We start from the raw sequence: 15,564 nt of genomic DNA, 5'->3' as shown, positions 1-15,564 counted from the left end.
GGGTGGGATGTGTTTGATCAGAGGTGATAGAAATCCAGCACCGAGTTGATGGTGTCGTTGAGCAGTAACGCGTGCTTGCGCATGATCAGCCAGCTGTCGCCGTGTGGCTTGAGGCGATAGGTAGCCTGCCCGTAGAACTGCTCCGACGTGGCCAGCCGGTAGAACAGCGTGTGCCAGTTCAACCGTACCTCCAGCCCGCCGTCCGCCAGCTCGCCAATGCGCACGTTGTTGATCAGGTGCAAGGTGCGCGGCATCGGCGTGGCCGAGGCGGCCTTGCCGGTGCGCAGGCGAAATACCCGGTCCTCCAGCCCCGAGCGGTTGGCGTAATAGATCAGCGACATCTCGCGCTTCGGGTCCTGGGTGTAGACATGTTCGGAGTCCCATTGCGGCAGGTGGAATTCACTCTGCGGGTCGAACAGCTGAACGTAAGCGTCCCAGTCCTGGGCGTCGCACAGTTCGGATTTGCGGTAGAAGAATTGCTCGATCTGGTACTGCAACTGGGCATTCATCACTTCACCTCCCGCAGTTTCAGCGCTTGCTGGTCCAGGCCGTCGAGCAGGAACTGCTGCCAGTTGCGGTGCTGGTTGACGTACAGGCCTTCGTGGGTGAATTCGGTGCCGGTCATGGCGGGCTGGATGCCAATGGCTTCGCTGTTGGGCGTCGGCCCGGTTTCCCAGCGATGGCTGCCGCGCGAGATATCGCTCCAGCGCTCCAGGCGGCCCTGGAAACCCCGCTGGGCCTCGCGAAATTCCACCAGGTCATCCGGCGTGCCCATGCCCGACACGTTGAAGAAATCCTCGAACTGGCGAATGCGGTTTTCGCGGTCGGCGTCGGACTCGTTCTTCACCCCCAGGCACTGGCTGATGATCTCGGTCTTGTTCCACGCCAGCGGGCGGATGATGCGCAACTGGGAGCTGATCTGGTCGAGAAAGAACAGGCTCGGGTAGATATTCAGGTTGCGCAGGCGGTGCATCATCCATTCGGCTTTCTGCTGGCCGTGTTCCGCCACCAGGCGCGGCATGATGGTGGCGTAGCCGGAGCGCACGCTGGGGTTGGGCATGTCGCTGAACAACAGGCTGTGGCCGTTCTTGAAGGCGAACCAGCCGTCATCGGTGTTGGCATCGCCGGCGCCGAGCTTGCTGTAGTCCAGGGTGGCGCCGGTACTGGCGCCATTTTCGGTATTCACCTGCTGGCGATGCTGCACCGTGGCCACGTAGTTGTAGTGCACGGTGCTGACGTGATAACCGTCCAGGCCGTTTTCGTTTTGCAGCTTCCAGTTGCCATCGTAGGTGTAGGCGGACTTGCCCGGCAGCACCTCCAGCTCACCGGTGGCGGACTGCGCCACCATCATGTCGAAGAACACTTTGGCATCACCCAGGAAGTCTTCCAGGCTGTCAGTGCCGTTCACGTCGAGGCTGATAAACACAAAGCCCTTGTAGCTGTCGATGCGTGCCTTTTTCAGGCCGCGCGTGGCCTTGTCGAAACCTTCCGGGTATTCCCCCGGCGCCTTGACCTTCACCAGCCGGCCGTCGCTCTTGTAGCACCAGGCGTGGAACGGGCAGGTGAACGTGGACTGGTTGCCCTTGCCCACGCGAGTCAGGGTGGTGCCGCGATGCTGGCAGGCATTGATCAGCGCATTGAGCCGGCCTTCGCCGTCGCGGGTGATGATCATCGGCTGGCGCCCGGCGCGCAGGGTCACGAAGTCGTGGTTATTGGCCAGTTCGCTTTCGTGGCAGGCGTAGATCCAGTTCTTCTCGAAGATCAGTTCCATTTCCAGGTCGAACAGTTCGGGCTCGGTAAACATGTCGCGAGCGATGCGGAACACTTCATCGGCCGGGCGAAAGTCCAGGCAACTTTCGATAAAGGTTTTCCACTGTTCGACGTTTCTTGCACCACTCATGGGAGGCACCTTTTTTGATCAGGGCTAATCGGTGGTCCATTAGAGGCAGCGGGGCAGGGCGCGGGCTATCCGCTTAATCGGGGAAGATGGGCCGCAAAGTTGGGCAGCAAATACCCACTGCGGTGCGGTGGGCGAAGGTGATGCGCTACTGTGATGGGCGGCAACGGTCAAAAACAGCCGTGAGTTATCCACATAGTCGGCCTTTGCTATCCGCCCAGTGACGACCGCGCTGGCGTGGCTTGGAACTTGCTGTCGAACACTGACGACGCGCCGCCAGAGCGCGCAAACGCCTAACCGCCGTGGGTGCACCCCGATGAGTAGCCAGACACGTGATATCCGTATTCAACGCTTCGACCTGGAGGGCGCCTGCAGCTGGATGTCCGGCATCTGCGGGCCCCATCGTTTGGCAACGGCCACGCCTGAACGCCTGCGTTTTCACCACAGTGCCAACGTGTTCAAGTCCCGCGCCACCACCCTGGGCGTGATCGAATATGGCACCGACGTGACCATCGACATCGAAGACGCCGAACACTTCAGCAGCTACAGCCTGAGCCTGCCGCTGATCGGCGAGCAGGAGCTGAGCAAGAACGGCGAGCGCCTGAGCTCCAACCGTGACCAGGGCGTGATCATCTCCCCCAACGAGCATCAGGTGCTGGCGATTTCCGGTGACTGCCGCAAGTTGCAGGTGGTGATCACACGCGCCGCCATGAGCGAATCCCTGGAAGGTTTGCTGCAACGGCCGATCGAGGCGCCGCTGCGGTTCGAACCGGTGATGGACGCGGTGGACGGTGCTCCGGCGTCATGGTGGCGCATGGCACGCTACTTCATTGCCGAGTTCGAGCGCAGCAGCGAACTGTACGAGCAAGCGGCCTTCACCCGGGACCTGGAAAGCTCACTGATCAAGGGCCTGATCCTGGCGCAGCCGAACAACTACTCCGAAGAACTGCGCGACGTGCTCGGCGTGAAGCTGCCGCACTACCTGATCCGGGCGCGCCAGTACCTGCACGACAACGCGCGCGAGGCGGTGCACCTGGAAGACCTGGAGGCAGTGGCCGGCGTGTCGCGCTTCAAGCTGTTCGATGCGTTTCGCAAATACTTCGCGCTGTCGCCCATGGCGTATCTGAAGAAGCATCGGCTGGGGGCGGTGCGCCAGGAAATCCTCGAGCATGGCACCACGCGGACCATCTCCGAGATAGCCCTGGGCTGGGGGTTTACTCACCTGGGACGGTTCTCGGCGGAGTACCGCAAACTGTTCGATGAATCCCCCAGCCAGACCCTGCAACGCAAGCGCCTGCGCAGCCTCTAGAGCCATGCAAATCCAATGTGGGAGGGGGCTTGCCCCCGATGGCGGAGTGTCAGCACACACATCATTCACTGACACACTGCTATCGGGGGCAAGCCCCCTCCCACATTTGAATTGTGGTGTCTGGAAGGCTTCAGATCAGCTCTTCGACCAGTTGCAAGCAATGCCGCAGCCCCGGCGATTGATCATTCACCCGTCGGCTGAGAATGATCGGCGAGGTCGCGGTGGCTTCCACTATCGGCGTGTAACCGATATCCGCCCGGTGCAGCACCTGCACCGACGCCGGCACCAGCGTCACGCCCATGCCTGCGCCCACCAGGCCGATGGCGGTCTGCAGCTCGTTGGTCCACTGCGCCACTTGAAGATTCAGGCCGTGGGCGTCGAACAGCGCGATCACATGGTCGGCATAGCTGGGCCGCGGGTTGCCGGGGTAGAGCACAAACGGCTCGGCGGCCAACTGCGCAAGGCTCGCGGGCGCGCCCAGCAACGGATGACCGCTGGGCAACACCGCCACCAGTCGATCTTCCACCAGTACACGCTGGACGATGGCCGGGTCGTCGATGCGGATCCGCCCGAAGCCCACATCGATGCGCCCGGCTTTGAGGGCTTCGACCTGCTGCAAGGTGGTCATCTCCGACAAGCCCAACTCCAGCTCCAGCGACTCATGGCTGCGCAGCTGGCGAATCAGTTCCGGCAACACGCCGTACAAGGTCGACGGCGCAAAGCCGATGCCCAGCCAGGTCTTCTGGCCCAGGCCGATGCGCCGGGTGTTGTCGCACACCTTGCCCAACTGCTCGAGCAGCACGTTGGCATGTTCATAGAAAAACCGCCCGGCCTCGGTCAGCCGCAGCGGTCGGCCGCGCTCGAGCAGCACCACCCCCAGTTCCTCCTCCAATTGCTGGATCTGCCGACTCAGTGGCGGCTGGGCAATGTGCAGGCGCTCGGCGGCACGGGTGAAGTTGAGGGTTTCCCCCAGCATCTGGAAATAGCGCAGGTGACGCAGTTCCATGTTGGCTCCTTTAATACCTTGGAGGTATTGAACCAGACCAATTCTATATTGGAACCCTTCAACCCTGCAGCACAGAATCGGCGCAAACCTATAAAGAACCCAACGGGTATTGCCATGCCGAATTGCCCCATCGAGTCGATAGAAACCGTCATCGTCGATCTGCCCACCATTCGCCCGCACAAGCTGGCGATGCACACCCTGCAGAAGCAGACCCTGGTGATCATCCGCCTGCGTTGCGCCGATGGCATAGAAGGCATTGGCGAGTCCACCACCATCGGTGGCCTGAGCTATGGCAACGAGAGCCCTGAGAGCATCAAGACCAACATCGACCAGCACTTCGCGCCGCTGTTGCTCGGCCAGGACGCGAGCAATATCAACGCGGCCATGTTGCGCCTGGAGCGCAGCATCCGCGGCAACACCTTCGCCAAGTCGGGTATTGAAAGCGCCTTGCTCGATGCCCTTGGCAAGCGCCTGAATCTGCCGGTGAGCGAACTGCTCGGCGGGCGTGTGCGCGATGCGTTGCCGGTGGCCTGGACCCTGGCCAGCGGCAACACCGCACAAGACATTGCCGAGGCCGAGAAGATGCTGGACCTGCGCCGCCACCGCATCTTCAAGTTGAAAATCGGCGCGGGCGAAGTCGGCCGCGACCTGGCCCATGTGATCGCGATCAAGCAGGCGCTGGGTGAGCGCGCCAGCGTGCGGGTCGACGTCAACCAGGCCTGGGACGAGGCCGTGGCGCTACGTGCCTGCAAGGTCCTGGGTGACCACGGTATCGACCTGATCGAGCAGCCGATCTCGCGCAATAACCGAGGCGGCATGGCGCGGCTGAACCTGTCGAGCCCGGCGCCGATCATGGCCGATGAATCCATCGAATGCGTCGAAGATGCCTTCAACCTGGCCCGCGAAGGCGCGGCCTCGGTGTTCGCCCTCAAGATCGCCAAGAACGGCGGCCCGCGCGCGGTACTGCGCACGGCGGCGATTGCCGAAGCGGCGGGCATCGGCCTCTACGGCGGCACCATGCTCGAAGGCGGCATCGGCACCCTGGCCTCGGCTCACGCCTTTCTCACGCTGAACAAGCTGGCGTGGGACACCGAGCTGTTCGGCCCGTTGCTGCTCACCGAAGACATCCTCACCGAGCCGCCGCTGTACCGCGATTTCCAGCTGCATGTCTCCACCGCACCGGGCCTGGGCCTGGCGATCGATGAAGAGCGCCTGGCGTTCTTCCGTCGTGACAAACACTAAGAGGCGCCTGCCATGTTGTTCCACGTAAAGATGACCGTGAACCTGCCGCTCGACATGCCAGCCGAGCGCGCTGCCAGCCTCAAGGCCGAAGAAAAAGCGCTCGCGCAGCGCCTGCAACACGAAGGCAAATGGCGCCACCTGTGGCGCATCGCCGGGCACTACGCCAACTACAGCGTGTTCGATGTCGACAGCGTGCAAGACCTGCACGACACGCTGATGCAACTGCCGTTGTTTCCCTATATGGCCATCGAAGTGAACCCGCTGTGCCGGCACCCGTCGTCGATCCATGACGACGACCGCTGAGCCTGTATCGCACCCAATAATTACAAGATGAGGATTGCACCATGTCCATCCGACTGTCCCAGACGGCCCACGCCCAGCAGTTTCTCGAAGAAGCCAGCGGTAACCTCAATGACGGTGGCAACCCGCGCGCCAAGGCGTTGATCTACCGGATCCTGCGCGACACCGTGAACATCATCGAAGACCTGGAAGTGACCCCGGAAGAATTCTGGAAGGCGGTCAATTACCTCAACGAGTTGGGCAAGCACCAGGAAGCTGGCCTGCTCGCCGCCGGGTTGGGTCTGGAGCATTACCTGGACTTGCTGATGGACGCCGCCGACGTCGAAGCCGGCAAGTCCGGTGGCACCCCGCGCACCATCGAAGGCCCGCTGTATGTGGCCGGTGCGCCGCTGTCCACCTACGAAGCACGGCTGGACGATGGCAAGGACGACGCCGTGCCGCTGTTCATGCGCGGGCAGGTGCGCGACACCGACGGCAAGCCGTTGGCCGGGGCGATTGTCGATGTGTGGCAGGCCAATACCGGCGGCACCTATTCCTGGTTTGATCCCAGCCAGTCGGAATTCAACCTGCGCCGACGCATCGAGACCGACGCCCAGGGCAACTATCGTTTTCGCAGCATCGTGCCGTCCGGCTACGGCTGCCCGCCGACCGGGCCGACCCAGCAGTTGCTCGACCAGTTGGGGCGCCACGGGCAGCGTCCGGCGCACATTCACTTCTTCATCTCGGCGCCGGGCCATCGGCACCTGACCACCCAGATCAACCTGTCGGACGATCCGTACCTGCACGATGATTTTGCCTACGCCACCCGCGACGAACTGATCGCCGAGATTCGCTTCAGCGACGATCCGCAACTGGCGCGGGAGTTTGGCGTGGAGGGCAGGTTTGCACAGATTGATTTCGACTTTGAACTGCAGGTAGCCGCTGCCCCGCTAGAGCAACAACGCCTGCAGCGCGTGCGCGCTCTCGAAGACTGAACGCGGTCAAAAGAATGTGGGAGGGGGCTTGCTCCCGATGGCGGTGGGTCAGTCAGTAAATATGTCACTGACACACTGCTATCGGGGGCAAGCCCCCTCCCACATTTGAACAGCGGTGTTGCGGGTTATTTGCGAATAACCAGATTCAACACCTCATCCCGATCCTTGATCTTCTGCAACACAATCTCCGAACGTATGTCCATCACCCCCGCCGTGCGGTTCAGGTGGTTCACGATAAAGTCGGAAAAATGCTTGAGGTTGCGCGCCTGCACTCGCAGCACATAGTTACTGGCGCCGGTGATCACATAGGCGCTGGCCACTTCCGGCCAACCCTGCACTTTCTTGATGAACGTCTCATGCCAGTCTTCCACATCCTGGCGCAATGACAGGTGCACGATGGCCTCCAGCTCGATGCCCAACTGCTCGGCGTTGAGCACCGCCCGATAGCCGCTGATCACGCCTTCGCTCTCCAGCAGGCGCAGACGACGCAGGCACGCGGAGGGCGACAGCGCGACTTTTTCCGCCAGTTCCTGGTTGCTGATACGGCCATCCTGTTGCAGGAAATGCAGGAGGCGCAGGTCGGTGGCGTCAAGAATCATGGTTAGAATAAATCCGCGTGTTTAGGGGCTAAATTCGAATTTCCTACGGCTTAAATAGCCGCTTGCCCACCAGTTTGCACGAAAATTCTCTAAAACTTCGTTCATTATTTGGTCCATATTCCCGATAAAAACCAGGACCGACCATGACCACCCGAAGCCATTGCCAAGCCCTCGACGCTCAGGACCCGCTGGCGCCATTGCGCAGCGAGTTTGCTCTGCCCGCAGGCGTGATCTACCTCGACGGCAACTCCCTGGGCGCGCGCCCGGTTGCAGCGTTGCAACGGGCACAACAGGTGATCGAGCAGGAGTGGGGCAATGGCTTGATCCGCAGCTGGAACAGCGCCGGCTGGGCAGAGCTGTCCCAGCGCCTGGGCAATCGCCTGGCGCCGCTGATCGGCGCACGGGAAGGCGAAGTGGTCATCACCGATACCACCTCCATCAACCTGTTCAAGGTGCTCAGCGCCGCGCTGAGCGTGCAGCGCCAGCGCCAGCCTTCGCGCAAGGTGATCGTCAGCGAAGCCAGCAACTTTCCCACCGACCTGTACATCGCCGAGGGCCTCGCCGAGCTGCTGCAACAGGGTTACTCCCTGCGTCTGGTCAACAGCCCGGATGAACTGCCCCAAGCCATCGACCAGGACGTGGCGGTGGTGATGCTCACCCACGTCAACTACAAGACCGGCTACATGTACGACATGCGCGCGCTCACCGCCTTGAGCCATGAATGCGGCGCGCTGAGTCTCTGGGACCTGGCGCATTCGGCGGGCGCGGTGCCCATCGACCTGCACGCGGCCGGGGCGGATTACGCGATTGGCTGCACTTACAAATACCTCAATGGCGGTCCCGGTTCCCAGGCGTTCGTGTGGGTCCACCCGGCATTGGTGGACCTGGTCCGCCAGCCGCTGTCGGGCTGGTTCGGGCATACCCGACAGTTCGCGATGGAAGCCAACTATGCGCCGAGCGCCGGCATCCTGCGCTACCTGTGCGGCACCCAGCCGATTACCTCATTGGCCATGGTGGAATGCGGCCTGGAGGTTTTCGAACGCACCGATATGAGCCACCTGCGCAGCAAGTCGCTGGCCTTGACCGACCTGTTTATCGCGTTGGTTGAAAGCCGCTGTGCAGCCCACAACCTTGTGCTGATCACGCCCCGCGAACATGCGCGGCGCGGCAGCCATGTGAGCTTCGAACACCCCCAGGGCTATGCAGTGATCCAGGCCCTGATCGCCCGTGGCGTGATCGGCGACTATCGCGAGCCGCGCATCATGCGATTCGGTTTCACCCCGCTGTACACCAGCTTCACCGAAGTGTGGGACGCCGTGGAAATCCTCGGTGACATTCTCGACAACGACACCTGGGACCAGCCGCAGTTCAAAGTTCGCCATAGCGTCACCTGAATAAACACAGATCAAAATGTGGGAGGGGGCTTGCCCCCGATGGCGGCGTATCAGTATCCACATCAGTGACTGACACACTGCTATCGGGAGCAAGCCCCCTCCCACAGGGGATCTGTGACAAACCGCTAAATAGTGCAACCACAATAATAAAAGGGGCACATCACGTGACCACGCCAGACAACGGCTTTGCAGAAATTACCCACCGCGAACTGGGCCTCCGGCGCCAGCTCACTTCCGGGCAGATGAGCATGATCGCCATCGGCGGCGCCATTGGCACCGGGCTGTTCATGGGCAGCGCCTACGCGATTGGCTACGCCGGGCCCAGCGTGCTGCTGAGCTACGCCATCGGTGCGCTGATCACCTTGATCCTGATGGGGTGCCTAGCGGAGATGACGGTGGCCCATTCCACCTCCGGCTCCTTTGGCGCCTACGCCGAGTTCTACATCAGCCCGCTGGCCGGGTTCCTGGTGCGGTATGCCTACTGGGCGGCGATTGTATTGGCCGTGGGGGCCGAGGTGACGGCGGTTGCGATGTACATGAAGTACTGGTTCGCCAACGTGCCGGAATGGGTGTGGATCGTGTCGTTTTCCAGCGTGCTGATTCTGCTCAACGCGATCAGCGTGAAGACCTTCGGCAACTTCGAATACTGGTTCTCCACCATCAAGATCAGCGCCATCGTCGGCTTCATCATCCTGGCGGTGTACGTGGTGTTCGGCTCGGGCAACCCGGATTATGGCGTGCAGAACTACACGGCCCATGACGGTTTTTTCCCCCACGGGCTGACCGGTATGTGGATGGCGGTGATCGTGTCGATCTTCAGCTATTTGAGTGTGGAGATGATCGCCGTGGCGGCCGGTGAAGCGGCCGACCCGGAGCGGGCGGTGAAGAAAGCCTTTCGCGCAACCATCGTGCGCCTGGTGGTGTTCTACCTGCTGACCCTGGCGCTGATGCTCGCCATCGTACCTTGGAACCAGGCCGGCCAGGCCCAGAGCCCGTTCGTCACGGTGATGCAGACCATCGGCATTCCCGGCGCCACCGGGGTGATGAACTTCGTGATCCTGATCGCGGCGCTGTCGGCGATGAACAGCCAGCTCTACATCACCACGCGCATGATGTTCAGCCTGTCCCGCGCAGGTTTTGCGCCCAGGTCCATGGGCGCGTTGAGCAAGAGCGGCATCCCGTTCAATGCCTTGCTGCTGTCCAGCTCCGGTATCGCGTTGGCGACCCTGCTTAACGTGATATACCCGCAAAGTTCGTTCACGCTGATGATGGCGATCTCGATGTTCGGCGCAATCTTCACCTGGTTCATGATCTTCCTCACCCACTTGTTTTTCCGGCGCTACCGCAAGCGCCATGGCGCGCCGAAGCTGTCCTTCGAGCTGCGACTGTTTCCCTACAGCACGCTGCTGGGCCTGGTGCTGATGGGCGCGGTGATGATCACCACGTATTTTACCGAGGCGTTCAAGATGACCCTGGTGTTTGGCGTGCCGTTCCTGCTGATCCTCAGCGCGGTGTACTACGGGTTTTTCCGCAAGGGCAGGGCCAAGGTGTCGAACAAGGCCCTGGCATAACCGGGCAGTTGGTCGAACGAGCGCGCGCAGAGCAGCAGTTGGCGACAGGCCCAGTCCTCCTTGAGGGGCTGGGCCTTGATGCGTTCTTGTTGCGGCCAGCGGTCAAGGGCGGCCTGGGGCACGATGCCCAGGCCCGCACCGCGGGCGACCATGCGGATCACCCCGTCGAAACCTTCGGCGCGAATGCGCGTTTGCAGGCGAAACCCTGCGTGCAGCGCCTGCTCTTCCAGGTACACCGCCAGCGCGCTGCCGGCGGCGAGGCCCACATAGTCGTGTTGCAGGCTGTCGACGAAACTCACCGTGCCGCTCGCCAGCGGGTGCGCCAGGGGCATGATCAGCACCAGCGGGTCGTCGTGAAAGGGCAGCGTCTGCAAGCCGGTTGTGTCCACCGCATCGGAGATGATGCCCAGGTCGGCCGTGCCCTGGCGCAGGGCGTGGGTGATACGCAGGCTGGGCAGCTCCTGCAGGTCGATATCCAGGTTGGGGTGCTCGCACAGAAAGTCGGCCAAGCGTTCCGGCAGGTATTCGCTGAGGGCGGTGGTATTGCACAGCAAGCGCACCTGGCCTTTGACGCCGTTGGCGTACTCCGCCAGGTCGTGTTGCAGATGCTCGGCCTGTTGCAACAGCAGGCGGGCGTGGCGGCCCAGGGCTTTGCCGGCCGGTGTCGGGGTGACGCCACGGCGGCCGCGTTCGAGCAATTGGATGCCCAGTGACCCCTCCATTGCCCGAATGCGAGCGCTGGCGGCAGCCAGGGATAAATGGCTGCGAGCGGCGCCGGCGGTGATGTTGCCGCTGTCGAGTATGTGCAGGTAGAGGCGCAGGTCGATCAGATCAAAGTGCATGCTCAAGTTTCCTCAGCCTCATTCAAAACAAGAGGCTGCCTCAGTATATGGTGAATTTCCAGCGGCTCGGCAACCTCGCACAATCGAGTCATGACTACTTTCCTGACGTTCTACCAAACCCTCGGTCCAGCCCTGACTCTGCTGGTGATGGGCACCTTCCTGCTGGCCGGTACCGTCAAGGGCGTGATCGGCCTGGGCCTGCCCACCGTGGCCATGGGCATGCTCGGCCTGGCTATGTTGCCGGCGCAGGCTGCGGCATTGCTGATTATTCCTTCGACGGTCACCAACCTCTGGCAATTGGCGCTGGGTGGGCACTTGAGTGTCTTGCTCAAGCGGTTGTGGCCGATGTTCGTGCTCATTGCCCTCGGCGCCGGGCTGGGCACGCTGTGGCTGGGCATGGACGCTGGGCCGTGGGTGGTCCGCGCGCTGGGCGGGGCGCTGTTGGTGTATGGGCTGAGTGGTTTGTTCCTGCCCACCTTCAAGGTGGCGCCCCGAACCGAGCGCTGGCTGGGCCCGTTGTGTGGGTTGATCACCGGCCTCATCACCTCGGCCACCGGCGTGTTCGTGATCCCTGCGGTGCCGTACCTGCAAGCATTAGGCTTGAGCCGCGATCAACTGGTGCAGGCGCTGGGGCTGTCGTTCAGCGTGTCGACCCTGGCGTTGGCCGCCGGGCTGGCCTGGCGCGGTGCGCTCGGCGGCGGTGAAGTGGGGGCGTCGTTGGTGGCGCTGGTTCCGGCATTGCTCGGCATGTGGCTGGGCCAGGCGCTGCGCCAGCGCATCAGTGCGCTGTGGTTCAAGCGGGTTTTTTTCACGGGCATGGCGCTGCTGGGCGCTCATTTGTTGCTGGCTGGTTAATAATGGGCGCTGATTCGTGTGCCGATAAGAGGGACCGCCCGTGAAAGCCCGATCCGATGAACTGCAGATTTTCGTCAGCGTGATTGAATGCGGCTCGATTTCCGCTGCCGCCGAGCAGGTCGGGCAAACGCCGTCGGCGGTCAGCCGCACCTTGTCGCGCCTGGAAGCCAAGCTCGACACCACCCTGATCAACCGCACCACGCGGCGCATGGACCTGACCGAGGAGGGCCGGTACTTTTTCGACCAAGCCAAGGTCATCCTGGCGCAGATGGAAGCGCTGGAGGAGCGCCTGTCGTCACGCCAGAAAAAACCGGCCGGGCGGCTGCGCATCAATGCGGCGGTGCCGTTCATGCTGCACGGGATCATGCCCTACATCGGCGAGTTTCGTAGCCTCTACCCGGACATCCAGCTGGAGCTGAACAGCGACGATCTGATCATCGACCTGCTGGAGCAAAGCACCGACATCGCCATTCGTATCGGCACGCTGGCGGACTCCACCCTGCATGCCCGCGCACTGGGCAGCACGCCGCTGCACATCCTGGCCAGCGTCGACTACCTCAAGCAACATGGCACGCCGACCACTGTCGCCGAGCTGGCTGAGCATACGTTGCTGGGATTCACCCAGACCGACAGCCTCAACCATTGGCCGCTGCGCCACGCCGAGGGCGACCGTTGGCACATCCAGCCGGGCGTTGCCGCGTCCAGCGGTGAAACCGTGCGGCACCTGGCATTGGAAGGGCAGGGCATCTGTTGCCTGTCGAACTTTATGACCCATCAAGACATCGAGGCCGGGCGCCTGGTGCCGCTGCTGGAAGCATTCAACAGTGGCTATCGCCAGCCGATCCATGCGGTTTACTACCGCAACTCGCAACTGGCGCTGCGGATCCAGTGCTTCCTGGATTTTATCCAGGCCAAGCTGGCACGTTATGCCCTTTGATTCGTGACCACAGCGCAAGAGTGAATTGGCCGCCACGGGCTTATTCGGCCGCATAGGCTGCTGGATACTGGGCTCATCACTTACCCAGTCAGGAGCACTCTCCATGCATGTATTCGTTACCGGCGCCGCAGGTTTTATCGGCGGCTCCATCGCCACCGGTCTGGTCAAGGCCGGGCACAACGTCACCGGCCTGGTGCGCAGCGCCGAGCAAGCTGCGCAAATGACTGCGCTGGGCATCACCCCGGTGATCGGTAGCCTGGATGACGCCGCCGTATTGACCGAACAGGCGCAGCACGCCGATGCGGTGATCAATGCCGCCAGCAGCGACCACCGCGCTGGCGTCGAAACCCTGCTGGCTGCCTTGAAAGGCTCCAACAAAGTGTTTCTGCACACCAGCGGTTCGAGCATCGTCGGCGATGCGTCGGGCGGCAAGGCCAGTGATGTCGTCTACTTCGAAGACAACCTGCCAGCCCCGACCGCCGACAAGGCCGCCCGCGTGGCGATTGATGACTTGATCCTGGCCGCAGCCAAGGACGGTGTGAATTCAGCGGTGATCTGTAACACCCTGATCTACGGTCACAGCCTGGGCGTGAAGCGTGACAGCGTGCAATTGCCGCGCTTGCTCAAGCAGGCCCGCAAAAGTGGCGTGGTGCGCCATGTGGGGCCAGGGCAGAACATCTGGTCCAACGTGCATATCGAAGACGTGGTTGCGTTGTACCTGCTGGCGCTGACGAAGAATGTGCCGGGCACGTTCTACTTTGTGGAAAGCAGCGAAGCTGCGTTCATCGACATGACCACCGCCATCGCACAAGCGCTTGAACTGGGTGAACCGCAAGATTGGCCACTGGCCGAGGCGGAGGCCGAGTGGGGTTATGAAATGGCCAACTACGGCCTGGGCTCCAACAGCCGGGTGCGTGGCAAGCAGGCCCGTGAACGGCTGGGCTGGGCGCCGAAGCGTACGTCGGTGGTTGAGTGGATTCGCAACGAGATGGTGTGATGTTCGGGTGATACCGAGGTGCGGCTATCGGGGGCAAGCCCCCTCCCACATTGAATGGATTCCAGAGTTGGAACACCGTCAAGTGTGGGAGGGGGCTTGCCCCCGATTGCAACGACCAAAGTCTTCGAGGCTAGCCCCACCTCGCTCAATTCCGTACCATTCCTCGCCTCATCCCCGCAATTCCCTGGTACTCCATGAACCTCACCCGTCTGCGCGCCGACGCCCTGGCCGGCCTCACTACGTCATTTGCCTTGCTGCCCGAGTGCATCGCCTTCGCGCTGGTGGCCCATCTCAACCCGTTGATGGGACTCTACGGCGCGTTCATCATATGCACCCTCACCGCGCTGTTCGGTGGTCGCCCCGGTATGGTCTCCGGAGCGGCCGGTTCGATGGCGGTGGTGATCGTGGCGCTGGTGGTGCAGCACGGCGTCGAGTATCTGCTGGCGACCGTGCTGCTGGGCGGGTTGATCATGGTCGCTTTCGGCTTGTTGCGCCTGGGCAAGCTGGTGCGCATGGTGCCGCACCCGGTGATGCTGGGCTTCGTCAATGGCCTGGCGATTATCATCGCGCTGGCGCAGTTGGAGCACTTCAAGCGCGGTGAAACCTGGCTCAGCGGTACGCCGCTGTACGTGATGGTCGCTCTGGTCGCGGTCACCATGGCCATTGTCTACCTGCTGCCGCGCCTGACTCGCGCCGTGCCGCCTGCCCTGGTGGCAATCCTCGGCGTGGGCCTGGCGGTGTACCTGCTCGGCCTGCCCACCCGCACCCTTGGCGACATGGCGCACATCGCCGGCGGCCTGCCGACCTTCGCGCTGCCGCAGATCCCCTGGACCTTCGAAACCCTGGGCATTATTGCGCCTTACGCGTTCCTGATGGCCATGGTCGGCCTGCTGGAAACCCTGCTGACCCTCAACCTCACCGACGAAATTACCGAAACCCGTGGCTACCCCGACCGCGAAAGCGTGGCCTTGGGCGCTGCGAACATGGTCTCGGGCCTGTTCGGCGGCATGGGCGGTTGCGCGATGATCGGGCAAACCGTGATCAACCTCAGTTCCGGCGGGCGTGGGCGTTTTTCCGGGGTGTTCGCCGGGGTGATGATCCTGCTGTTCATCCTGTTTCTGTCGCCGTTGATCGAGCGGATTCCGCTGGCGGCGCTGGTGGGGGTGATGTTCGTGGTGTCCCAGCAGACCTTTGCCTGGGCGTCGTTGCGGGTGATCAACAAGGTGCCGCTCAATGACGTGCTGGTGATCATGGCGGTGACGGTCATCACCGTGTTCACCGACCTTGCGACCGCTGTGCTGTGCGGCATCGTGATTGCAGCGCTGAACTTCGCCTGGCAACAGGCGCGTGAACTGTATGCCGACGAACACCTGGAAGCTGACGGCAGCAAACTCTACCGTCTGCACGGCACGTTGTTCTTTGCCTCCACCACGCCGTTCCTGAATCAATTCGACCCGGCCAACGACCCGGCCCAGGTGACGCTCGATTGCCGTCACCTGAGCTTCGTCGACTATTCAGCGATTGCCGCGCTGATGACCCTGCGTGAGCGCTACAGCAAGGCGGGCAAGCATTTGCGCGTGCTGCATTTGTCGGAACGCTGCAAGAAGCTGCTCAAGCGTGCGAAGGTTCATCACGATTAGG

15 protein-coding genes are annotated in these 15,564 nt (G+C 62.3%); 10 read left to right on the top strand and 5 right to left on the bottom strand.

All coding sequences use genetic code 11. The features are described from left to right. Window positions 1-17: 17 nt before the first annotated feature. Together antB and antA are read right to left on the bottom strand one after the other, a co-directional pair. Entirely contained in the window at window positions 18-509 is a 492-nt protein-coding gene (gene antB / locus SC318_RS22275) for an anthranilate 1,2-dioxygenase small subunit (RefSeq protein WP_320428485.1), read from the bottom strand. Then, a complete protein-coding gene (gene antA, locus SC318_RS22270; protein ID WP_320428484.1) occupies window positions 509-1,900 on the bottom strand; it encodes an anthranilate 1,2-dioxygenase large subunit in 1,392 nt (463 codons plus the stop codon). Before antA ends, antB begins: the two co-directional genes overlap by 1 nt. A 313-nt stretch (window positions 1,901-2,213) precedes the next feature. Between antA and SC318_RS22265 the strand changes: the two genes are divergently transcribed. Then, window positions 2,214-3,206 carry an AraC family transcriptional regulator gene (locus SC318_RS22265; RefSeq protein ID WP_320428483.1) on the top strand — a complete coding sequence of 331 codons (993 nt, stop codon included), beginning with the start codon at window positions 2,214-2,216 and terminating at the stop codon, window positions 3,204-3,206. A gap of 130 nt (window positions 3,207-3,336) precedes the next feature. Here the strand turns inward: SC318_RS22265 and SC318_RS22260 are convergent, their stop codons facing one another. Then, window positions 3,337-4,212 carry a LysR family transcriptional regulator gene (locus tag SC318_RS22260; RefSeq protein WP_320428482.1) on the bottom strand — a complete coding sequence of 292 codons (876 nt, stop codon included), beginning with the start codon at window positions 4,210-4,212 and terminating at the stop codon, window positions 3,337-3,339. A gap of 114 nt (window positions 4,213-4,326) precedes the next feature. Between SC318_RS22260 and SC318_RS22255 the strand changes: the two genes are divergently transcribed. The 3 genes from SC318_RS22255 to catA are packed head-to-tail and all read left to right on the top strand — an operon-like array spanning window position 4,327 to window position 6,728. Beyond that, a complete protein-coding gene (locus SC318_RS22255) occupies window positions 4,327-5,454 on the top strand; it encodes a muconate cycloisomerase family protein (RefSeq protein ID WP_320428481.1) in 1,128 nt (375 codons plus the stop codon). 12 nt (window positions 5,455-5,466) lie between these two features. Then, on the top strand, window positions 5,467-5,757 hold the full coding sequence (gene catC / locus SC318_RS22250) for a muconolactone Delta-isomerase (RefSeq protein WP_320428480.1): 291 nt from the start codon (window positions 5,467-5,469) through the stop codon (window positions 5,755-5,757). Between the two features lie 41 nt (window positions 5,758-5,798). Next, window positions 5,799-6,728: a catechol 1,2-dioxygenase gene (gene catA / locus SC318_RS22245; RefSeq protein WP_320428479.1), complete on the top strand. Its 930-nt coding sequence runs from the start codon at window positions 5,799-5,801 to the stop codon at window positions 6,726-6,728. A gap of 125 nt (window positions 6,729-6,853) precedes the next feature. Here catA and SC318_RS22240 read toward each other — a convergent pair whose 3' ends face one another. Further along, window positions 6,854-7,327: an Lrp/AsnC family transcriptional regulator gene (locus SC318_RS22240; RefSeq protein ID WP_320428478.1), complete on the bottom strand. Its 474-nt coding sequence runs from the start codon at window positions 7,325-7,327 to the stop codon at window positions 6,854-6,856. 143 nt (window positions 7,328-7,470) lie between these two features. Here SC318_RS22240 and kynU point away from each other — a divergent pair, with 143 nt between their 5' ends. Continuing rightward, complete coding sequence (kynU, locus tag SC318_RS22235) at window positions 7,471-8,721, top strand: kynureninase (RefSeq protein ID WP_320428477.1); 1,251 nt, start codon at window positions 7,471-7,473, stop codon at window positions 8,719-8,721. Window positions 8,722-8,885: 164 nt separating this feature from the next. Continuing rightward, a complete protein-coding gene (locus tag SC318_RS22230; protein WP_320428476.1) occupies window positions 8,886-10,292 on the top strand; it encodes an amino acid permease in 1,407 nt (468 codons plus the stop codon). On the opposite strand, the gene SC318_RS22225 is transcribed toward SC318_RS22230, so the two are convergent. Further along, window positions 10,238-11,134, bottom strand: coding sequence for a LysR substrate-binding domain-containing protein (locus tag SC318_RS22225; protein WP_320428475.1), 897 nt, complete (start codon window positions 11,132-11,134; stop codon window positions 10,238-10,240). The two genes, SC318_RS22230 and SC318_RS22225, sit on opposite strands and share 55 nt — an antisense overlap. A gap of 90 nt (window positions 11,135-11,224) precedes the next feature. Here SC318_RS22225 and SC318_RS22220 point away from each other — a divergent pair, with 90 nt between their 5' ends. The 4 genes from SC318_RS22220 (at window position 11,225) to SC318_RS22205 (ending at window position 15,563) form a co-directional block, all read left to right on the top strand. Continuing rightward, entirely contained in the window at window positions 11,225-11,989 is a 765-nt protein-coding gene (locus tag SC318_RS22220) for a sulfite exporter TauE/SafE family protein (protein ID WP_320428474.1), read from the top strand. Between the two features lie 40 nt (window positions 11,990-12,029). After that, window positions 12,030-12,926: a LysR substrate-binding domain-containing protein gene (locus SC318_RS22215; RefSeq protein WP_320428473.1), complete on the top strand. Its 897-nt coding sequence runs from the start codon at window positions 12,030-12,032 to the stop codon at window positions 12,924-12,926. A gap of 103 nt (window positions 12,927-13,029) precedes the next feature. Continuing rightward, window positions 13,030-13,923 carry an NAD-dependent epimerase/dehydratase family protein gene (locus tag SC318_RS22210; RefSeq protein WP_320428472.1) on the top strand — a complete coding sequence of 298 codons (894 nt, stop codon included), beginning with the start codon at window positions 13,030-13,032 and terminating at the stop codon, window positions 13,921-13,923. A gap of 194 nt (window positions 13,924-14,117) precedes the next feature. Further along, on the top strand, window positions 14,118-15,563 hold the full coding sequence (locus SC318_RS22205; protein WP_320428471.1) for a SulP family inorganic anion transporter: 1,446 nt from the start codon (window positions 14,118-14,120) through the stop codon (window positions 15,561-15,563). Window position 15,564: the final 1 nt, after the last annotated feature.

Source organism: Pseudomonas sp. MUP55, from assembly GCF_034043515.1.
In the GTDB taxonomy this organism is placed as follows: domain Bacteria; phylum Pseudomonadota; class Gammaproteobacteria; order Pseudomonadales; family Pseudomonadaceae; genus Aquipseudomonas.
Note: the sequence above shows the minus strand (reverse complement) of the source record. Positions and strands in the feature narration are given on the sequence as shown.